General features: G+C 54.7%; 17 protein-coding genes. 16 read left to right on the top strand and 1 reads right to left on the bottom strand.

Annotation, left to right across the window (positions count from 1 at the left end):
• Positions 1-5: 5 nt before the first annotated feature.
• The 11 genes from cysN (at position 6) to rpoS (ending at position 8,995) form a co-directional block, all read left to right on the top strand.
• Entirely contained in the window at positions 6-1,433 is a 1,428-nt protein-coding gene (gene cysN, locus SBO83_RS12155; RefSeq protein WP_396131675.1) for a sulfate adenylyltransferase subunit CysN, read from the top strand.
• Position 1,434: 1 nt separating this feature from the next.
• The gene (cysC, locus tag SBO83_RS12160) at positions 1,435-2,055 is read left to right on the top strand and encodes an adenylyl-sulfate kinase (protein WP_396131676.1); all 621 of its coding nucleotides are present in this window, start codon (positions 1,435-1,437) and stop codon (positions 2,053-2,055) included.
• Positions 2,056-2,115: 60 nt separating this feature from the next.
• Positions 2,116-2,472, top strand: a complete 357-nt coding sequence (locus SBO83_RS12165; RefSeq protein ID WP_396131677.1) for a DUF3561 family protein — start codon at positions 2,116-2,118, stop codon at positions 2,470-2,472.
• 245 nt (positions 2,473-2,717) lie between these two features.
• Positions 2,718-3,056: a cell division protein FtsB gene (ftsB, locus tag SBO83_RS12170; RefSeq protein ID WP_034787453.1), complete on the top strand. Its 339-nt coding sequence runs from the start codon at positions 2,718-2,720 to the stop codon at positions 3,054-3,056.
• A gap of 2 nt (positions 3,057-3,058) precedes the next feature.
• Complete coding sequence (ispD, locus tag SBO83_RS12175) at positions 3,059-3,778, top strand: 2-C-methyl-D-erythritol 4-phosphate cytidylyltransferase (RefSeq protein WP_353501064.1); 720 nt, start codon at positions 3,059-3,061, stop codon at positions 3,776-3,778.
• A complete protein-coding gene (gene ispF / locus SBO83_RS12180) occupies positions 3,778-4,251 on the top strand; it encodes a 2-C-methyl-D-erythritol 2,4-cyclodiphosphate synthase (protein ID WP_353501065.1) in 474 nt (157 codons plus the stop codon). Before ispD ends, ispF begins: the two co-directional genes overlap by 1 nt.
• An 18-nt stretch (positions 4,252-4,269) precedes the next feature.
• Positions 4,270-5,316, top strand: a complete 1,047-nt coding sequence (truD, locus tag SBO83_RS12185; RefSeq protein WP_396131719.1) for a tRNA pseudouridine(13) synthase TruD — start codon at positions 4,270-4,272, stop codon at positions 5,314-5,316.
• Positions 5,297-6,061 (top strand): 5'/3'-nucleotidase SurE, encoded by a 765-nt coding sequence (gene surE, locus SBO83_RS12190; protein WP_396131678.1) that lies wholly within the window; start codon positions 5,297-5,299, stop codon positions 6,059-6,061. Before truD ends, surE begins: the two co-directional genes overlap by 20 nt.
• Positions 6,051-6,677, top strand: a complete 627-nt coding sequence (locus SBO83_RS12195) for a protein-L-isoaspartate(D-aspartate) O-methyltransferase (RefSeq protein WP_396131679.1) — start codon at positions 6,051-6,053, stop codon at positions 6,675-6,677. The genes surE and SBO83_RS12195 overlap by 11 nt, the downstream gene beginning before the upstream one ends.
• 240 nt (positions 6,678-6,917) lie before the next feature.
• Entirely contained in the window at positions 6,918-7,943 is a 1,026-nt protein-coding gene (gene nlpD, locus SBO83_RS12200) for a murein hydrolase activator NlpD (RefSeq protein ID WP_396131680.1), read from the top strand.
• 50 nt (positions 7,944-7,993) lie between these two features.
• Positions 7,994-8,995, top strand: coding sequence for an RNA polymerase sigma factor RpoS (gene rpoS / locus SBO83_RS12205; RefSeq protein WP_100938021.1), 1,002 nt, complete (start codon positions 7,994-7,996; stop codon positions 8,993-8,995).
• A 122-nt stretch (positions 8,996-9,117) separates the two neighbouring features.
• On the opposite strand, the gene mutS is transcribed toward rpoS, so the two are convergent.
• Positions 9,118-11,673, bottom strand: coding sequence for a DNA mismatch repair protein MutS (gene mutS / locus SBO83_RS12210; protein ID WP_396131681.1), 2,556 nt, complete (start codon positions 11,671-11,673; stop codon positions 9,118-9,120).
• 1,234 nt (positions 11,674-12,907) lie between these two features.
• Here mutS and SBO83_RS12215 point away from each other — a divergent pair.
• Genes SBO83_RS12215 through tssM form a run of 5 tightly spaced genes read left to right on the top strand, consistent with a single transcriptional unit; the run spans position 12,908 to position 20,201 of the window.
• On the top strand, positions 12,908-13,411 hold the full coding sequence (locus tag SBO83_RS12215; protein ID WP_084674017.1) for a hypothetical protein: 504 nt from the start codon (positions 12,908-12,910) through the stop codon (positions 13,409-13,411).
• A 20-nt stretch (positions 13,412-13,431) separates the two neighbouring features.
• Entirely contained in the window at positions 13,432-13,947 is a 516-nt protein-coding gene (gene tssJ / locus SBO83_RS12220; protein WP_396131682.1) for a type VI secretion system lipoprotein TssJ, read from the top strand.
• Between the two features lie 21 nt (positions 13,948-13,968).
• Positions 13,969-15,315 (top strand): type VI secretion system baseplate subunit TssK, encoded by a 1,347-nt coding sequence (tssK, locus tag SBO83_RS12225; RefSeq protein ID WP_396131683.1) that lies wholly within the window; start codon positions 13,969-13,971, stop codon positions 15,313-15,315.
• A gap of 21 nt (positions 15,316-15,336) precedes the next feature.
• Positions 15,337-16,575, top strand: coding sequence for a DotU family type VI secretion system protein (locus SBO83_RS12230; RefSeq protein ID WP_034787474.1), 1,239 nt, complete (start codon positions 15,337-15,339; stop codon positions 16,573-16,575).
• Between the two features lie 2 nt (positions 16,576-16,577).
• The gene (tssM, locus tag SBO83_RS12235; protein ID WP_396131684.1) at positions 16,578-20,201 is read left to right on the top strand and encodes a type VI secretion system membrane subunit TssM; all 3,624 of its coding nucleotides are present in this window, start codon (positions 16,578-16,580) and stop codon (positions 20,199-20,201) included.
• Positions 20,202-20,212: the final 11 nt, after the last annotated feature.

Raw genomic sequence — 20,212 nt, forward strand, 5'->3', positions numbered from 1 at the left:
CCAAAATGAACAATGCAATTGCACAACAAATTGAAGAACAGGGTGGCGTAGAGGCCTACCTGCACGCCCAGCAACACAAAAGTCTGCTGCGTTTTCTGACCTGCGGCAGCGTGGATGATGGCAAAAGTACCCTGATTGGTCGCCTGCTGCATGACACTCGCCAGATCTATGAAGATCAGCTTTCGTCGCTGCATAACGACAGCAAGCGTCACGGCACTCAAGGTGAGAAACTCGATCTGGCGCTGCTGGTGGATGGTCTGCAAGCCGAGCGCGAGCAGGGGATCACCATCGACGTGGCGTATCGCTACTTCTCCACCGAAAAACGCAAATTCATCATTGCTGACACGCCGGGGCATGAGCAGTACACCCGCAACATGGCAACCGGTGCATCCACCTGTGATTTGGCGATTTTGCTGATCGACGCCCGCAAAGGCGTGCTGGATCAAACTCGCCGCCACAGCTTTATCGCCACTCTGCTGGGGATCCGCCACTTGGTGGTTGCCGTCAATAAGATGGATCTGGTGGATTACAGCGAAAGCGTTTTCGAAGAGTTCAAAGCCAACTATTTGGACTTCGCCCAGCAGCTGCCAACCGATTTGGATATCAAATTCGTGCCGCTGTCGGCGCTGGAAGGCGACAACGTTGCCACGCCGAGTGAGAAAATGAGTTGGTATACCGGCCCAACCCTGCTCGACGTGCTGGAAACCGTGAACATCATTAACATCCGCGAACAGCAGCCGATGCGTTTCCCAGTGCAATATGTTAACCGCCCGAACCTCGATTTTCGTGGCTACGCGGGCACGCTGGCCTCAGGCTCAGTGCGCGTAGGTCAGAAAGTCAAAGTGTTGCCGTCCGGCGTTGAGTCAACGGTGGCACGCATTGTGACTTTCGACGGTGATTTACAAGAAGCCTGGGCCGGTGAAGCTATCACGCTGGTGCTGGTCGACGAGCGCGATATCAGCCGTGGTGACCTGCTGGTTGACGCGGATGAAACCGTGAAAGCGGTGCAGAACGCTAAAGTGGATATTGTCTGGATGGCCGAGCAGCCGCTCAGCGTCGGGCAGAGCTACGACATCAAAATCGGCGGCAAAAAGGCCCGCGCTCGTGTTGAAAACATTGAGTATCAGGTTGAAATTAACTCGCTGACCCAGCGTATTGTTGAGAGCCTTCCGCTGAATGGCATCGGCCTGGTTGAGCTTACCTTCGATGAGCCACTGGTTCTGGATAACTACCAACACAACGCGGTGACCGGCGGGATGATCTTTATCGATCGCCTGACTAACGTCACCGTCGGAGCAGGGCTGGTTCGCGAAGCCGTAGAAAGCGTTTATCAGGAACAAGATTCCTACAGCGCCTTCGAGCTGGAGTTAAACAGTCTGGTTCGCCGCCACTTCCCACACTGGGGTGCTCGCGACCTGCTGGGTGGGAAATAATATGGCGTTACCCGACGCAAATTTGAAAGATGAAAACGTCGTCTGGCACCCGCACGCGGTAACGCGTGCGGACCGAGAGCAGAAGCACGGTCACAAAGGTGTGGTGCTGTGGTTCACCGGGTTGTCAGGCTCGGGCAAATCCACGGTCGCTGGCGCCCTTGAGCAGGCACTACACGCACTTGGTGTCAGCACCTACCTGCTTGATGGCGACAACGTGCGCCACAGCCTGTGTCGCGATTTGGGCTTTTCTGATGACGATCGGCGGGAAAACATCCGCCGCGTCGGTGAAGTCGCCAAGCTGATGGTTGATGCCGGGCTGGTGGTGCTTACTGCGTTTATCTCTCCGCACCGTGCCGAGCGAGATATGGTGCGGGAATTGCTGGATAAAGATCAGTTTATTGAGATCTTTGTCGATACCCCGCTGGCCATTTGCGAGGCGCGAGATCCCAAAGGTTTGTACAAGAAAGCCCGCGCTGGCGAGCTGAAAAACTTCACCGGCATTGACTCTGTTTACCAAGCGCCAGAAGCTCCAGATGTACACCTCGATGGCGAACAATTGGTAACACATTTAGTCCCGCAATTATTAGATGTACTGCGCCGCCACGCTATTATCAAACCCTGAAGGTTTCCGGCCGCTGGTTAAACAGCGCGCCGGTTTACACTGAACTACAGGGATCACTTTATGCAGGCATTACTTCACCGAATAGTGAGTCGGATCCGAGACGAGGGCAGCAGCGCCACGTCCGACGATCGGGCTGTGGATGCTGAAGCTCCCTCGTATTCTATGTTTGGCGGTACGGCAGGTTTTATCTTCTACTGGCTAGCCTTTGCCATTCCCTTTGTGATGTACGGCTCTAACACGCTGTTTTTCTTTCTCTACACCTGGCCGTTTTTCCTCGCTTTAGTGCCTATTTCCGTGTTGATTGGCATTGCATTTAGCATGCTGTTTGGCGGTAACTGGTGGCGCACGCTGGCGGCGACGGGCGTGGTGGTCATTGGTATGTTTTGGACTATCTTTTCATTCCTCTCCGGCTGGTAACTTCCCCTGTTTTCTCACTCACTGAAAATCTTCACGTGTTCACCAGATTCACGCGCTCACCGTGGTTTTACGTTGGCAGAGGTTCTGGGTGTTTTATCGTCAATTTCTTATCTCTATGTAAGTCATTGTGTCATTCTCACCCATAATTACCTGCTTAAGTCTGAATCTCACCTGCATTTTCCCTCTCAGTGTGGAGTCGGAATGAAAGTTGTGGGATGATTGTTCGGCTTTTTTAGGGGGCGGGGATGGGCAAATTAACGCTGCTGTTATTGGTTTTGCTTGGCTGGTTACAGTATTCGCTGTGGCTGGGTAAGAATGGTATTCACGATTATGTTCGTGTGAATGATGACGTTCAGGTACAGCAGGCCAACAACGGCAAACTCAAGTCACGGAATGATCAACTCTTTGCAGAAATCGATGACTTGACCGGTGGTCAGGAAGCTATCGAAGAACGCGCACGTAATGAACTGGGCATGATTAAGCCCGGTGAGACTTTCTATCGTCTGGTGCCTGACCAATCCAAACGAAATGCAGGTATGAGTTCTTCTCAAAACAATGCTTCGCAAAACAACCTAAAACAATAGCTATGAGCGACATCGCAGTTTCCTCTCCAGAGATTATTGCTGTCCTGCCCGCTGCCGGTATCGGCAGCCGTATGCAGACAGAGTGTCCAAAGCAGTACCTTTCTATTGGCGGCAAAACGTTGATTGAACACTCAATCAACGCGTTACTACGCAGCCCGCAAGTCACTAAAGTGGTGGTTTCCCTTAGCCCGCATGATACCCAATTCCAACATTTGCCTATTGCGCAAGATGCTCGCATCCAGTGCGTTATAGGTGGCGCTCAGCGAGCCGACTCGGTCATGGCCGGGCTGGAAGCCGCTGGCTCTCACGGCTGGGTGCTGGTGCACGACGCCGCGCGCCCTTGTCTGCACATCGACGACCTTAATCGCTTATTGGCGATTTCGGCCACCAGCCGCGTGGGCGGTATTCTGGCCGCGCCGGTGCGAGATACCATGAAACGCGGAGAGCCTGGCGTGAGCGCCATTGCCCATACTGTGGATCGCGAAGATCTGTGGCACGCGCTGACGCCGCAATTTTTCCCGCTCGAATTACTAAAAACCTGTTTGCGCCGAGCATTAAATGAAGGGGCAACCATCACAGATGAAGCGTCTGCAATGGAATATTGTGGGTTTCATCCTATGCTGATTGCCGGGCGCTCAGACAATATTAAAGTCACACGGCCGGAAGATTTGGCCTTGGCAGAATTCTATTTAACCCAGTTGTATCAAAAGGAGAACGCATAATGCGTATCGGTCATGGTTTTGACGTGCATAAATTCGGCGGCGAAGGCCCATTGGTGATCGGCGGAGTGCGTATCCCTTATCCGCAAGGTTTGCTGGCTCACTCAGACGGCGACGTCGCGCTGCATGCAGCCACTGATGCCATTCTGGGAGCGGCGGCCATGGGAGACATCGGCAAGTTGTTCCCAGACACTGACCCTGCCTACAAAGGCGCGGACAGCCGCGAACTGCTGCGTGAAGCTTATCGCCGCGTGCGCGCGAAGGGTTACTCCCTGGGCAATCTGGATATCACTATTATCGCTCAGGCACCTAAAATGGCGCCGCACATCCCGCAGATGCGCGTGTTTTTAGCCGAAGACTTAGAGTGTCATATGGATGAGGTGAACGTAAAAGCCACCACAACCGAACAATTAGGTTTCACTGGCCGTGGTGAAGGTATCGCCTGCGAAGCCGTTGTCCTGCTGATCAAGGACTGAGTTTTGGAAAATAACCCGATGGATATGTCCCGCCTGACCTGGCTCAATGGTGAACCTGTTTCGACTGGCAAGCTGAAAGCCAACCCGGAAGATTTCATTGTTGAGGAAGATCTCGGCTTTGAGCCTGACGGCGAGGGTGAGCATCTGCTGGTGCGTATCCGCAAGAACGGCTGCAACACTCAGTTTGTGGCCGAACAGCTGGCGCGATTTGCGGGCATTCACCCGCGTTCCGTCAGCTACGCGGGTTTGAAAGACCGCCACGCGGTAACCGAACAGTGGTTTTGCGTCCACCTTCCCGGCAAAGAAGACCCTGATTTAAGCCAATTCGCGCTTGAAGGCTGCGAGGTGATCCGCGCCGCCCGTCATCGCAAGAAAATGCGTATCGGTACTTTGAAAGGCAATGCTTTTACTTTGGTGCTGCGCCAGCTGAGTGATATCGCCGATGTCGAAGCGCGCTTGCAGCAGGTAGCAGAGCAGGGCGTGCCGAACTATTTTGGCGAACAGCGTTTTGGCCGTGGTGGCAATAACCTGATTCAGGCCGCGCGCTGGGCGAATAATGAGATTCGCGTCAAAGAGCGCCCTAAGCGTAGTTTTTACCTTTCCGCCAGCCGCAGCGCGATGTTCAACCTCATCGCCAGCCAGCGTTTAGCCGATAATACTCAGCGTCAGGTGATGCTGGGTGACGCCTTGCAGTTGAGCGGGCGCGGCAGCTGGTTTGTGGCCAAAGAAGATGAATTTGACACGCTCCAGCCACGTGTTAATAGTAATGAATTGCTGATAACCGCCCCATTGCCGGGTGATGGCCCGCTAGGCACCACCGACGCCGCTGAGGCGTTTGAGCAGGGCTGTCTGGCGGAGTGCGCCACGTTATTATCATTAATTAAGCGCGAACGCGTTGAACCGGCTCGCCGTGCAGTGATGCTCCAGCCTTTAGATATCAGCTGGAAGCGTTGGGACGATGTCACACTTGAGCTGAAATTCTGGCTCCCTGCTGGCAGTTTTGCGACCAGCGTGGTGCGAGAACTGATGCGTCAGGAAAATATTGATGCGGATATTACTGAGTAATGACGACGGCGTTTTAGCGCCGGGTATCCAGACGTTGGCCGCGGCTTTACGCCAGTTCGCCGACGTTACGCTGGTTGCCCCCGATCGCAATCGCAGTGGTGCGTCCAACGCGCTAACGCTGGACGGCCCGCTGCGTATTCAGTCATACCCAAACGGCGACACGGCGGTGATTCAGGGTACGCCTACCGACTGTGTTTACTTGGGCGTTAACTCACTGATGCGCCCGCGTCCCGATATTGTAGTTTCAGGCATTAATGCCGGACCAAATCTCGGCGACGATGTGATCTATTCCGGCACGGTCGCCGCCGCAATGGAGGGGCGCCACCTGGGCTTCCCAGCGCTGGCCGTCTCGCTGGATGGTCACAGGCATTATGACACTGCCGCCGCGATAACCTGTCGCATCCTGCGCGCGTTGGCCACTGAGCCATTGCGCACCGGCAAAATTCTTAATATCAATGTTCCTGATCTGCCTCTGGCGGAGATTAAGGGTATCCGTGTTACTCGCTGCGGGAGTCGTCACCCGGCTGAGCAGGTGTTTTGCCAGCAGGATCCGCGCGGTCAGGATATGTATTGGATTGGGCCACCGGGTGATAAGTTTGATATCGCGCCGGACACCGATTTCGCGGCCGTCGCACAGGGTTATGTCTCTGTCACGCCTCTTCAGGTCGATTTAACCGCCTACGCTGCACAGGATGTGGTGAGCGGATGGATAGCCAAAGTCGGGGTCAACAGGCATGGTGAATAAACCGATGTACAACCTGCTCGAGCAGCTTCGCCAGCAGGGGATTCATGATGAAAATCTGCTGCACGCCATTGAAAAAGTGCCGCGGGAACGTTTTGTCGATGAAGCTTTTCAGCACAAGGCTTATGAAAATACCGCCTTGCCAATTGGCTCGGGTCAGACGATTTCTCAGCCCTATACCGTGGCGCGCATGACAGAGCTGCTGCGCCTCACGCCGACCTCGCGCGTGCTGGAAATCGGCACCGGGTCGGGTTATCAAACGGCTATTTTGGCGCATCTGGTTGAGCACGTGTTTTCCGTCGAACGGATCAAAGGTCTGCAATGGCAGGCCAAGCGTCGCCTCAAACAGCTGGATCTGCATAATGTGTCGACCCGCCACGGTGATGGCTGGGAAGGCTGGCCTTCTCGTGGGCCATTTGACGCCATTATCGTGACCGCCGCCCCTCTGGAAATTCCTCAGGACTTACTCCAGCAATTGGATGAGGGCGGCGTGATGATCCTTCCCGTTGGCGAACAAAATCAGGTGCTGCAACGCATCACGCGTCGCGGTAACGACTTTGTGGTTGAGACCATCGAATCGGTCCGTTTTGTACCTTTAGTCAAAGGTGAGTTAGCCTAAACGCTGCTTCTGGCGGTGAGTTTCAGGACTAAGCCCTTAAAATTTAAATACAACTGTAATATGGTGCTGTACTTGTGATGTTGATAGCATCCACTACAGTTTTTTACTGTCGCCATCTGGCTGGCTTCTTATCCGCCCGGATGTGTTCTCTGCTAGCAACGTGCTAATTGGCACAAAGCCCGCCAAATGCGGGGTTGCGAGTGGAATGATAGATTCTGAGATTGCCGTAACGGGGGAAATATGAGCACGGGAAGCCCAATTAAAACCTTAAGCCGCATTGCGGTGTGTACGTTTATTAGCGCCTGGATGGTGGGATGTAGCAATAATGCATCGACGTCAGCCCCTATTAGCAGTGTAAACGGCGGTGGAGGAGGTCAGAATACTCCGAATTCAGCCCCGGTAAATGTCGCCAGCGCGCCTAATATTGCAGCGACAAATCAGCAGGGTCACATCGTTTATAACCGCAGTTACAACACCATTCCTAAAGGCAGTTATAGCGGAAGTACTTATCAAGTTAAGCGTGGGGATACGCTTTTCTATATCGCCTGGATCACCGGCAATGACTTCCGAGACCTTGCAGCACGTAACAATATCCCCGCGCCTTATGGTTTAGAAGTCGGTCAAACTATTCAGATTAATAATGTCTCCTCTAACGCCAGCACCGGCGGCATGTTAGCCACTACGGATGCGACTAAAGGTGGCGTTCCAACAGCACCAAGCGCCGGGATGATGCAAGGTACGGTGGTTGCATCTCAACCAACTACCACGTATTCTGAATCTCCGGGTAAACAGAATGTAGGTAAAATGTTGCCTTCATCAGGTGTAGTTACCACCACAGCACCTGTTGCCGTAGCCAGTACTCCTGTCACTAGTACCACCAATAATGGCGGTCCAGTTTCCTCTTGGAAGTGGCCGACAGACGGGAAAATTATCGATAATTTCTCAGCTTCCGAAGGGGGAAATAAGGGGATCGATATCGCTGGTTCGCGTGGACAACCTGTCTTAGCCACCGCCTCAGGGCGCGTCGTTTATGCAGGTAATGCTCTTCGCGGTTACGGTAATCTGATCATCATTAAACACAATGATGATTACCTCTCCGCCTATGCACATAACGATTCAATGCTGGTCCGGGAACAACAAGAAGTGCAGGCGGGTCAGAAAATAGCAACCATGGGTAGCACCGGAACCAGTTCAGTAAGATTACATTTTGAAATTCGTTACAAGGGGAAATCCGTAAACCCGCTGCGTTATCTTCCGCAGCGATAAATCGGGCAGAGTCTTGATTCTGCCCTCGGGACCACGGGTAGGAGCAGCTTATGAGTCAGAATACGCTGAAAGTTAACGAGTTACATGATGATGTAGATTTCGATGAGAACAGCGCTGAAGCCTTTGACGAGAAAGCCAATGTCGAAGAGACTGCCGATAACGACACTATTGATGCGGATGCTGAAGAAGAGTTGTTATCGCAGGCTGTAAGCCAACGAGTGCTGGACGCAACTCAACTGTACCTTGGTGAGATCGGTTACTCTCCTCTGCTTACCGCAGAAGAAGAGGTTTATTTTGCACGGCGTGCGCTGCGAGGGGATGTTCCATCCCGTCGCCGTATGATTGAAAGTAACTTGCGTTTGGTGGTTAAAATAGCCCGCCGCTACAGTAATCGCGGACTGGCACTGTTGGATTTGATCGAAGAAGGTAACTTAGGTCTGATCCGCGCAGTTGAAAAGTTTGACCCAGAGCGCGGTTTCCGTTTTTCAACTTACGCTACATGGTGGATTCGACAGACAATTGAACGGGCGATTATGAATCAAACCCGTACCATTCGTTTGCCAATCCATATCGTTAAAGAACTGAACGTTTACCTGCGTACTGCACGTGAACTTGCACATAAACTTGACCATGAGCCAAGTGCTGAAGAGATTGCTGAGCAACTCGACAAACCTGTTCATGACGTCAGCCGTATGTTGCGCCTGAATGAGCGTATTACTTCAGTGGATACCCCGTTGGGTGGTGACTCTGAAAAAGCGCTGTTAGATATTCTGGCCGACGAAAAAGAAAACGGTCCTGAAGACACCACGCAAGACGACGATATGAAACAGAGTATCGTTAAGTGGTTATTCGAGTTGAATGCAAAACAACGTGAAGTTCTGGCCCGCCGCTTTGGCCTGTTAGGTTATGAAGCAGCGACGCTGGAAGATGTGGGCCGTGAGATAGGCCTGACGCGTGAACGAGTTCGTCAGATTCAGGTTGAAGGGTTGCGCCGCCTGCGCGAGATTTTGCAGGCACAAGGGCTGAGTATCGAAGCTCTATTTCGCGAATAATTTTATCGCTTAGCAACGCGACAAGCTGACTGACTATTTGATTAGCACAGCGTTACCAATAAAAAGGCGAGGTATGAAAATACCTCGCCTTTTTCTATTTAACTTTTATGGCTTTGAGAAAGCTACACCATATCCTTCAGACGGTAGATCCACTCCAGCGCCTGGCGCGGTGAGAGTGAGTCGGCATCCAGCGCCTCCAGAGCCTCTACGGCTGGCGACACTTCTTCAGTCAACAGCGCCAACTGCGGGCCATCCACCTTGCTGGCGGCGGCGCTGTTGGACAGCGTTTCCAGCTCTTTCAGCTTCTGGCGCGCGCGTTTAATCACATCTCTTGGCACACCTGCCAGCGCGGCAACCGCCAGACCATAACTCTTGCTGGCCGCGCCTTCCTGCACGCTGTGCATAAAGGCAATGGTGTCGCCGTGCTCGATGGCATCCAGATGGATATTCACCGTGCCTTCCATCTTCTCCGGCAGCGTGGTCAGTTCAAAATAGTGGGTGGCGAACAGCGTCATGGCTTTGATGCGGCTGGCGAGATTCTCCGCGCAGGCCCAGGCCAGAGAGAGGCCGTCATAGGTCGAGGTGCCGCGACCAATTTCATCCATCAGCACCAGACTGTTTTCAGTGGCGTTGTGCAGGATATTCGCCGTTTCGGTCATTTCGACCATAAAGGTGGAGCGTCCAGAAGCCAGATCGTCCGCCGCGCCAACGCGGGTGAAGATCCGATCCACTGGGCCAATCACTGCCTGATCCGCCGGCACGTAGCAGCCAATATGCGCCATCAGCACGATCAGCGCCGCCTGACGCATGTAAGTACTTTTACCGCCCATGTTCGGGCCGGTGATGATCAGCATGCGGCGCTGCGGCGACATCGCCAGCGGGTTGGAGATAAACGGCTCGCTCAGCACCTGTTCCACCACCGGGTGACGCCCGCCGGTAATATTAATCCCCGGTTTTTCACTCAGCGTCGGGCAGGTGTAGTTCAGGGTGTAAGCGCGCTCTGCCAGATTGCTCAACACGTCCAGCTCTGCCAAGGCAGCCGCGCTTTGCTGCAGGGCGTCAAGGTGCGGCATCAGCAGATCGAACAGCTCTTCATACAGGGCTTTTTCCAGCGACAGTGCCTTGCCCTTAGACGTCAGAACCTTATCTTCATACTCTTTCAGCTCAGGGATGATATAGCGCTCGGCGTTTTTCAACGTCTGGCGGCGCACATAGTGGATCGGCACTAAGTGGCTTTGGCCACGGCTGACCTGAATGAAGTAGCCATGCACGCCGTTAAAGCCAACCTTTAGCGTATCTAAGCCAAGCTTCTCGCGCTCGCGGATCTCAAGCTGGTCGAGATAATCCGTCGCGCCATCGGCCAGCGCGCGCCATTCATCCAGCTCGGCGTTATAGCCCGGCGCAATCACACCGCCGTCACGCACCAGCACGGGTGGCGCCTCAATAATGGCGCGCTCGAGCAATTCAACCAGTTCATTGAATTCGCCGCAGTTTTTGACCAGTGTCTGGATATGCGCCGTTTCTAAAGGCTGGAGCAGGGCGCGGATCTCCGGCAGCTGCTGCAAGGCGTGGCGCATACGGGCCAGATCGCGCGGGCGAGCGCTGCGCAGAGCCAGACGGGCCAGGATTCTCTCTAAATCCCCCACCTGACGCAGCACCGGCTGCAAATCGGGAGTGAGATCCTGTAAAGAACCGAGGGCCAGCTGGCGATTGCGCAATACCTTGGCGTCGCGCGTTGGCATGTGGATCCAGCGTTTGAGCATGCGGCTGCCCATTGGCGTCACCGCCTGATCCAGAATCGCCGCCAGCGTGTTTTCGACTCCCCCGGACAGGTTTTGCGTCAGTTCCAGATTCCGGCGAGTGGCGGCGTCCATAATGATGCCGTCCTGCAAACGCTCCATGGTCACGCCGCGAATATGCGGCAGGGCGGTGCGCTGGGTATCTTTAACATATTGCAGCAGGCAGCCCGCCGCGCGCAGCGCCTGCGGGGCTTGTTCCACCCCAAAGCCACTTAGGTCGCGAGTACCAAACTGCAAGTTAAGCTGCTGCTTGGCGGTTTCCAGTTCGAACTCCCACATCGGGCGGCGGCGCAGGCCGCGGCGCGACGAGATAAGCGACATAGACTCGAAACTTTCAGGGTAGAGCAGCTCGGCAGGATTGGTGCGCTGGATCTCCGCCGCCATGGTTTCCAAATCTTCTGGCTGAGCCACGCGGAAGCGGCCTGAGCTGATGTCGAGCGTGGCATAACCAAAGCCGCGACCATCCTGCCAGATAGCCGCCAGCAGGTTGTCGTGGCGCTCGTTGAGCAGTGCTTCATCACTGACCGTGCCGGGCGTCACAATGCGCACGACTTTGCGCTCAACCGGCCCTTTGCTCAGTGCGGGATCGCCGATTTGTTCACAAATCGCCACGGATTCGCCCAGTTGCACCAGCTTGGCTAAATAGCCTTCCACGGCATGGTAAGGCACGCCCGCCATCGGGATTGGCTCGCCCGCCGACGCGCCGCGCTTAGTGAGGGAGATATCCAGCAGTTGCGATGCGCGTCGCGCATCGTCATAAAACAGTTCGTAGAAGTCCCCCATACGATAAAACATCAAAATCTCTGGGTTTTCAGCCTTGAGGCGCAGGTACTGCTGCATCATGGGAGTGTGGGAATCTAGGCTTGCATTATCAGTCATAGACTTGGTCTTATTAATCCATTGAATTTAAAGTTGATTGTGATTTTTATTGTTGTCATTCGTCATCACGATGTGGCTAAGAGAATCATCACTTGTCACTCAAAGACCCGTGGATTTTCACCCCGCTATACTAGCCCAGCGAGCAATCTGCTGTCACAGGTAAAAGTTCGAGAGGGGCCGCAAAGTAAGAAAGAAAATCCCTGCAACAACTTGGGTTAAATGATGTTTGCGCTCGAGACAGAGGGCCGTCTGGCAACAGGCTCAACGTTAAAAAGTAGACATTAGAAGTTTAGGCGGGGTAATCACAGCGTAAAGGCTATTTTGTTGGATGTTTGTTATGAATTTTAGTAGCAGAAATGGGGAGAAAACAGTTCAGTTTACGCTGGGGCTAGCGCATTTAATTCCCTAAAATTTAATATGATTATCATTTTTACTTAACCATAACTTGTGAGTTTTATCCTAATCCTTTCCGTTTTAATCTCCATTCTCGTTAGTACTATTTGGCTTAACTACACTTTTTATGCCAAAAAAGAATTTCTATATTCCATTTAGAGATATTAAAAAACGATCTAAATCAACCTGATAGAATATTCAAAAAAAAATCTAATAAAAACAGTCTATAAATGTAATCGCTTCTCTTAATTGATGTTCCGTGCTGTTACCCCCGTTGTAAATATGTAAAGGTTTAGTAAAATGATCAGCAGCACTGAATAGTAACAATAGTTACTTATCTCCAGATTAGGATTAGTCTGCTTCCTAAGGGCGGTAGCGTTCCCGATCGCTAGCACTTTGAAATGCCTTGTAACGAAATCGCGAAAACTGACATTAATTGGTCAGGTTTCCACTTGATTCAATCCGTTAATTGTCAGCTGACGTGGTCAAAAAATGCTCGGACCACGCGAATGAGTTCTGTGATGTGAAAGTGGTTAACTTTCCCCCTAAATGACGTAGGGACAGCAGCGTTTTATCCAATCTTTTAAGATGATGTTGGATAATTTAAAGTGGATTTTTTCATCAATCTTATTTCCGCTAGCCTTGCTACATCTCCCTCCGTCGGTTGTTACTGCATTAATCCCAACGTCTGGTTTTCATTTTCCCTGAGTTTTATTTAGGCCCGCTCTCTGTCTGGCCTGATGTAAAGCTTGGGCGCAATCGCCGTGCCTGATGGCAACGGGATTCAGTTTGTACTTCAAGAAATCTTTATTTTTCAATTAACTGCCAAATCATGAGGCTTATGGTGAAAATTCAAATCGCGCTTTCTCTGCTTTTAGTTGCATTGGTTTCTGGCTGTAAAGCGCCGCCACCGCCACCTGTCACTGATGACACCGTGGTTTCCAGCACGGTTGATGGCGTCACCTTGACCTACCGTCACGCGGTTACGCCGCCGACCACTTTCACCCCGGTGAATGCTGAGTATCGTGCGCTGTATAACGCGTCGGTGATGACCACCCCTGACTTCGGCGGCAAGTTGGTGCGCCAACTGGTGAACGGCCAGACCTTCACCGTGCTGGGTGCGGTTGAGAACAACTGGTTAGCCGTGGCGGAAACCGGACAGGAGCAGATGTTGGGTTATGTGCCACTGCGCGCTGGCGTTAAAAGCGAGTTGTATGAGCAAACTCTGAAGGCGGATGCGCGCCGCGTGCGTCGTGCCGCACCAGCGAAGAAAACCTGTGTTTCGGTGAATGGCGATGGTCAGGCTTGCCGTAACAGCAGCAGCGGTACTTGGATTATCAACTAAACCGCGTAGGCGGGTACCCTATGATAACTTTACGTTTTTTTCGGCGTCCGGCTCTCTGGGCGCTGTTCCTGTCAGTGACGATGTTGCTGACAGGCTGTTTCTCCTCTTCACACAGCGTTCCTTCTCGCTACGGATTGCAGTTTCAGGCTCATCCGCAGGTCAATGACTCTGCGCCACTTAAGGTGCGTGTGATGTTGTTGAAATCGGATGCGGATTTTATGTCAGCGGATTTCTACTCTCTGCAAAACAATCCTCAGGCGGTGCTGGGTGGCAACTTGCTTAACACCGAGCAGTTCTTCCTGATGTCAGGCCAGTTGAGTAAAAAGATTTCAGGACAGAGCACGGCTGACGCCCGTTACATCGGCATCATGGCGGAGTACCAGTCGCTGGATGGCAAGAAGTGGCGCATCTCGCTGCCCTTGCCTGACCCCTCTGAGAGCAGTGCCTGGAAAGTGTGGCAATGGTCTTCTGATGAGCTGAACGCCGAGATTATTGTGGATGTCAGCGGAATTCGGATGGTTAAAGACAACCACTAACGCCCTGAAACGGAAGCGATTATGACTAAAGCAGCAAAAGTGGTGTGGACCGAAGGCATGTTCCTGCGTCCCCACCATTTCCAGCAATCTGAAAGCTACCTGTTGAGTCAGGTACGCGAGTGGGGCACCGCGCAGCGTCCTTACATGTGGGGCTTCTTCGATCTTCAATTCGACGAAGCGATGCTGCGACACGGCAATGTTGCCCTGACCAGCGCCAGCGGCATTTTGCCGGATGGCACTCCCTTTGCCTTTAGCAACAGCCGTCAGGCCCCGCCGCCATTGGCGATTGGCGACAATCAGACCGGGCAGAAGGTGGTGCTGGCACTGCCCGCGCGCCGAGATGGCCGCGAAGAGGTGATCTTCAGCGAAGCCGCCGATTCTCTCGCCCGCCATATCAGCTTTGAGGCAGAAGCCGACGATTGCAATGAAATGTCGATTGGCCCGGCGGTGATGCAGTTCAGCCAGCTGCGCCTGCGGCTGATGCTGGAAAGCGATTTGACAGCGGAGTGGACCGCCATCGGCGTGGCGCTGGTGGTGGAGAAGCGCAACGACAGCCAGTTGCGCCTTGATAACGGCTATATCCCGCCGATGTTGAACGCTATCGAGAATCCGCTGATCTTTAGTTTTATCAACGATATTAAAGGATTACTGGAACAGCGCAGCCAGCAAATTGGCCAGCGACTCCAGCAGCCGGGGCGTTTTAACAACTCTGACATGGTCGACTTCATGCTGTTGGCGCTGATCAACCAGCATATCGGCGTGGTCAATCATCTACACAGCCTGCCGCAACTGCATCCCGAACAGCTGTTCAGCCAGTGGCTGGCGCTGGCGACCGAACTGAGCACTTACACTCCGCAGCGCGCCTGCGAGGGGAGCGGGCTGCCGGTTTATCGCCATGATGATCTGGCGCGAAGCTTTAACGAGCTGACGCTGATGCTGCGTCAGCGGCTGTCCATTGTCATGGAAGAGAATGCTATTCAGCTGCCGCTGATCGAGCGCTCCCACGGGCTGAATGTGGCGACCGTGCCGGACGCCAATATGATCCGCGAATTCGGTTTCGTGCTGGCGGTAAAAGCCAATGTGCCAAGCGAGATGCTCAACACCCACTTCCCGGCGCAGATGAAAGTCGCGCCGGTGACCAAAATCCGCGATTTGGTTCAGCTTCAACTGCCGGGCATAGTGCTGCGCGCCATGCCATCCGCGCCGCCGCAGATCCCTTGGCATGCGGGCTACAGCTACTTCCAGCTGGAAAAAGGCGGTGAGCTGTGGAAGGAAATGAATAAATCTGGCGCTTTTGCTCTGCACCTTGCAGGTGAATTTCCCGGTCTGGACATGGCGTTCTGGGCCGTCCGCGACGTCTCTGCCTGACTGAACTGGTGAGTAAAAAATATGCAGGAATTACACTCTGGCGGCAGAGAAGCAGGCATGACGGAGGCGTGGCGCGATAATGCGCTGGTCGCTGCGGCCAACCCTTTGCTCAATGCCATTCCCCAAATTCGTCATTCGGTCAGCCATGCAGACCCCGCGGGGCTGCGTCAGCGCTTAATCGAAGAAATTCAACGCTTTGAAGTCCGCAGCCAGAACGCCGGCTTATCTTACGAGACCATTGTTGGCGCGCGCTACTGTCTGTGTACTGCGCTGGATGAAGCCGCCGCGCTGACCCCGTGGGGCGGCAACAGCGTCTGGCCGAGCAGCGGCCTGCTGGTGACTTTCCACAATGAAACCTGGGGCGGCGAGAAGTTTTTCCAACTGTTGGCGAAGCTGTCGCAAAAGCCGCGCGACCACCTGTTTTTGCTTGAGCTGATCTATTTCTGCCTGATGCTCGGCTTTGAAGGGCGCTACCGCGTGCTGGATAACGGCCGCTCGCAGCTGGAGACTATTCGCCAGCGCCTGTTACAGATGATTCATTCGGTGCGCGGGGCCTACGCACTGCCGCTTTCTCCGCATCCTTACGACCAGCCGACACAGAAGAAGCTGTGGCGTCCGGCGATCCCGCTGTGGGCGTGGACCGCGGTGGTGGGCTTTCTGGCCTGCTTGTTCTATATCGGCCTGAACTGGCGACTCGGCACGGCCACCACGCCGGTGCTGGCTTCTATCTACCAAAGCTCGCTGCCGGAAGTCTCTATCCAGAACCCTGCGCCGCGACCGGCTGCCATTCTTGATTTAAAAAGCTTCCTGCGTCCTGAAATTGAGCAGGGACTGGTATCGGTTCGCGACGAAGCAGACCAAAGCGTGGTGACGCTGAAAGGCGACGGCCTGTTCCCATCCGCGTCCACCACGGTGCGCGGCAACTACCAGCCGGTTATCCAGCGTATCGCCAAAGCAATGGACGGCGTCAGCGGCAAAATATTGGTGGCGGGCTACTCCGATAATCTGCCAATCCGAAGCGCGCGCTTTGCTTCCAACTATGAACTGTCACTTGAGCGAGCAGAATCGGTGCAGAAATTGCTGCAAAAGCATCTGCGCCAGCCAGACCGTGTTAAGGCCGAAGGGCGGGGCGATTCCAATGCTATCGCCCCAAACAATACGGCTGAAAACCGCGCCCGCAACCGCCGGGTTGAAATCACTCTGCTCGTTGCGCCTGCGAATACTCAGGCACAGCTCAACGGTCTGCCCCAAGGAAATTAAGGATGCTGAATACGCTTTTTTCCATACTCTCTAGCCGGTTGCTATGGGGCTTCCTTGGCATCACTGCGCTGTCATTTATCATCTGGGTGATTGGGCCGCTATTGGCGATTAATGGCTCCAGCCCGTTAGAACCTGAGGTTAATCGGCAGATCAGTATTGGTCTGCTGTATCTGGTTTGGGGCTTCGGGCAGGTTATCCCCCGTCTGCACAATGCTTGGGTCAATCGCCAACTGGTGAGCAGCCTCGGCAAGCAGGAAGCCGCCGAAACCGGCGCGCCGCTGCTCAATGATGAAGAGCAGGTGCTGGCCCAGCGTTTTAGCGAAGCATCACAACTGCTCAAGAAGGCCCATTTCAGCGGCACATCAGGGCGTAAAAAGCCTTTCTGGATGCGCCGCTTCAGCCGTCAGTACCTCTACCAGTTGCCTTGGTATGTGATTATTGGCGCGCCCGGCGCGGGGAAAACTACGGCGCTGGTTAACTCCGGGCTGCATTTCCCGCTGGCCGACCGCTTCGGTAAAACCGCGCTGCGCGGCATTGGCGGCACGCGTAACTGTGACTGGTGGTTTACCAACGAGGCGGTGCTGCTTGATACCGCCGGGCGTTACACCATGCAGGAGAGCCAGCGCGAGCAGGACGCCAGCGAGTGGGGCAAGTTCGTCGCGCTGCTGAAAAAATACCGCGCCCGCCAGCCGGTTAACGGCGCAATCATCACTATCAGCGTGTCGGACCTGCTGACGCTAAGCGCCGAGCAGCGCCGCCAGCAAGCCAGCGCGCTGCGCCAGCGTTTGTTGGAGCTGCACGAGCAGTTGGGCATTCGTTTCCCGGTCTATGTGCTGGTTACTAAAACCGACTTGCTCAAAGGCTTTACCGCCTACTTTGACGGTTTTGATAAAGCCAAGCGCGATCAGGTTTGGGGCTTCACCTTCCCGTGGGCCAAGCTGAAAAGCGGCAACTTCGATGTGCAAACCGCCTTTGAACATGAATACAGCCTGCTGCAACAGCGTCTGGATGCCGGTTTAGCCGATGTCATGCTGATGGAGCGCGATGGCAAGGCGCGTGCCGAAAGCTACCTGTTCCCGCAGGAGTTCTCGGCGCTGCGACCTCTATTGAGTGACTACCTGACGCAGATTTTTGCCCATTCTGGCTTCGAAACCTCTCTGTCTGCGCGCGGCGTGTACTTCGCCAGCGGCACGCAGGAAGGCCAGCCGTTTGACAAAGTGATGGGCGAGCTTAATCGCGCGCTGAATCTGCCAAGCCACGACGGCAGTACAAAAGCCACCGAGTGGGGCACAGGGCCACAGCATCAGCAGGGCGGGGCGGTGCCGCCGGTGAAAGGCCAGAGCTTCTTCCTGCGAGATGTGTTGGAAAACGTGGTGTTCCCTGAGTCGGGTCTGGCCGGGAGCAATCGCTGGTGGGAGCTGCGCAACCGCGCGGTGCTGTGGTCAGGTTACCTGCTGCTGAGTCTGGCGCTGGTGGTTGCCGCCATCCTCTGGTTTATCAGTTACAGTCATAACCGCGACTACTTGCAGGAAGTCTCCGCCAAGGTCCCGGCGGTTAATCAGCAGGGGCAGGCACTTCAGGCCGGTAACCTTAGCGACTTGTTTGCGTTGCTGCCTTACCTCAACGGCCTGCTGCATCTGCCGGAAAGCCAGCAGTTTGATATCAACCATCCGCCACTCACTCGGCGCATGGGGCTGTATCGCGGCGGTGAAGTCAGTGATGCCACCAACGCGCTGTATCAGAAAGCCTTGAAGCAGTTGCTGTTGCCACAGGTAGCGCAGCAAATCACCGGCTGGCTGCGCAGTGATGACGGCAGCGATGCCGACTTCAGCTATGAAGCACTGAAAGCCTATCAGATGCTGTATCAGCCAAAACACTATGACGGCAAGTTTATCCACGCGTGGGTGATGCTCAACCTGCAACGCACTCTGCCGCAGAATGTCACCCGCGAGCAGCTGCGCCAGCTGGAGTGGCACCTGTCTCAACTGCTGGAAACGCAGATTCAGTCGTCGCCTTATGCCAAAGATGATGCGCTGATTGCCCGCGAGCAGGCGCTGATCGCCCGCATGCCGCTGTCCGACCGGGTTTATGGTCGCCTCAAACGCCTGCTGGAACATGATGACAGCCTGAAACCGGTTTCTCTGGCGGCGCTGGGAGGGCCGCAGAGTGAACTGGTTTTTACCCGTAAAAGCGGCAAGCCGCTGAGTGAAGGGATCTCCGGTTTATATACGCCGGAAGGCTATTGGAACAGTTTCGACAAGCAGATCGACAGCGTAACCGCCGCGCTGTATGCCGACGACATTTGGGTGTTGGGCAAAGGCACCAGCGATAGTGATAAAGCCCAGACCGACAATCTGGTGCGCCAGCGCTATATGGATGACTACATTCGCCAGTGGGATGGGCTGTTGCAGGATTTGGCGCTGAACAATATTGCCAACCTGTCTCAGCGTATCAACAGCGCGCGCCTGCTCTCTTCGGGCAACTCGCCGCTGCGCCAACTGGTCACCGGGCTGAGTCATTATCTAGTGTTAGAAAAGCCTGCCGCGCCGCAGGTGCAGGGCAAAAAAGCCGACAGCGGCAACAGCGCCACCAATACGCTGCGCTCGCTGTTTGGTGCACGCGACGGGGCCAGCGCCGCAGAGCCGCAGACGCCGGAGCAGAAAGTCACCCAGCACTTTGCTCCGATGTTAGAACTGGCGCAGCCGCTACAGGAAGGCGGCAAAGCCATCGTCTTTGATGATTTCCTCAAGCAAGTGGATGACCTGTATCGCTACCTGACTGCCGTGCAGGACGCCGCCAACAGCGGGATGCCCGCGCCAAACGGTGAGGCGATCGGTCGCCTACAGGCCAGCGCCGGTCGTCTCCCGGGTTCACTGCAAGGCATGTTCTCGAGTTTAGCCGTCGGTGCCAGCAGCGATACGCAGCGCCGCGAGCTGGACAACATTCGCAAGCGGATTGATGTGGAAGTGGGCGGCTTCTGCCGTCAGGCGATTGCCGGGCGCTACCCGCTAGTGCGCAGTGCGCGCAGTGAAGTAACGCCGGACGATTTAGCGCGGATGTTTGCGCCGGGCACCGGGTTGATGGACACCTTCTTCCGCGACAATTTGGCCGGAAAGGTCGACACCACACAGGCGCGCTGGCGCATCACGCCGGGCATCGATGGTAAAACTTTGCCGGGCGGCGACAGCGTGCTGTGGCCCTTCCAGCAGGCGCAAAACATCCGCGATGCCTTCTTTGCCAATGGCGCGACTACGCCGTCTTTCCGCGTCACTATTCGCACCGTGCGGATGGATAACGACATTCTGTCGATGACGCTGGACGTCGACGGCCAGTTGCTGCGTTACAGCCACGGCCCGCAGGCTCAACAACTGATGAGTTGGCCGGGCAGCGGCGGCACCAATCAGGTTCGTCTGTCGCTCGGGCTGGCTAATGGCACCACGTCAACGCTGGTGACCAATGGCGCATGGGCATTAAACCGGCTGTTTGATCAGGCCAGACAGTCACCGGGTAGCGGCAGCTTAAGCCGTCAGGCGACCTTCTCGCTGGATGGTCATCAAGTCACGCTCGAATTCACTCCCAACAGTATTCGCAACCCGTTTCAGCTTCCGGGGTTCTCTTGCCCTTAAAGGACAACACG

The organism is Ewingella allii (assembly GCF_044430645.1).
In the GTDB taxonomy this organism is placed as follows: Bacteria; Pseudomonadota; Gammaproteobacteria; order Enterobacterales; family Enterobacteriaceae; genus Ewingella; species Ewingella allii.

Bases quoted from the DNA above. Each gene is read 5' to 3' on its own strand.
- SBO83_RS12165 (WP_396131677.1), top strand. From the start codon at position 2,116: ATGCAGGCATTACTTCACCGAATAGTGAGTCGGATCCGAGACGAGGGC.
- truD (WP_396131719.1), top strand. From the start codon at position 4,270: ATGGATATGTCCCGCCTGACCTGGCTCAATGGTGAACCTGTTTCGACT.
- tssM (WP_396131684.1), top strand. From the start codon at position 16,578: ATGCTGAATACGCTTTTTTCCATACTCTCTAGCCGGTTGCTATGGGGC.
- SBO83_RS12195 (WP_396131679.1), top strand. From the start codon at position 6,051: ATGGTGAATAAACCGATGTACAACCTGCTCGAGCAGCTTCGCCAGCAG.
- SBO83_RS12230 (WP_034787474.1), top strand. From the start codon at position 15,337: ATGCAGGAATTACACTCTGGCGGCAGAGAAGCAGGCATGACGGAGGCG.
- nlpD (WP_396131680.1), top strand. From the start codon at position 6,918: ATGAGCACGGGAAGCCCAATTAAAACCTTAAGCCGCATTGCGGTGTGT.
- rpoS (WP_100938021.1), top strand. From the start codon at position 7,994: ATGAGTCAGAATACGCTGAAAGTTAACGAGTTACATGATGATGTAGAT.
- ispF (WP_353501065.1), top strand. From the start codon at position 3,778: ATGCGTATCGGTCATGGTTTTGACGTGCATAAATTCGGCGGCGAAGGC.
- ispD (WP_353501064.1), top strand. From the start codon at position 3,059: ATGAGCGACATCGCAGTTTCCTCTCCAGAGATTATTGCTGTCCTGCCC.
- surE (WP_396131678.1), top strand. From the start codon at position 5,297: ATGCGGATATTACTGAGTAATGACGACGGCGTTTTAGCGCCGGGTATC.
- tssJ (WP_396131682.1), top strand. From the start codon at position 13,432: ATGATAACTTTACGTTTTTTTCGGCGTCCGGCTCTCTGGGCGCTGTTC.
- tssK (WP_396131683.1), top strand. From the start codon at position 13,969: ATGACTAAAGCAGCAAAAGTGGTGTGGACCGAAGGCATGTTCCTGCGT.
- SBO83_RS12215 (WP_084674017.1), top strand. From the start codon at position 12,908: ATGGTGAAAATTCAAATCGCGCTTTCTCTGCTTTTAGTTGCATTGGTT.
- cysC (WP_396131676.1), top strand. From the start codon at position 1,435: ATGGCGTTACCCGACGCAAATTTGAAAGATGAAAACGTCGTCTGGCAC.
- cysN (WP_396131675.1), top strand. From the start codon at position 6: ATGAACAATGCAATTGCACAACAAATTGAAGAACAGGGTGGCGTAGAG.
- ftsB (WP_034787453.1), top strand. From the start codon at position 2,718: ATGGGCAAATTAACGCTGCTGTTATTGGTTTTGCTTGGCTGGTTACAG.
- mutS (WP_396131681.1), bottom strand. From the start codon at position 11,673: ATGACTGATAATGCAAGCCTAGATTCCCACACTCCCATGATGCAGCAG.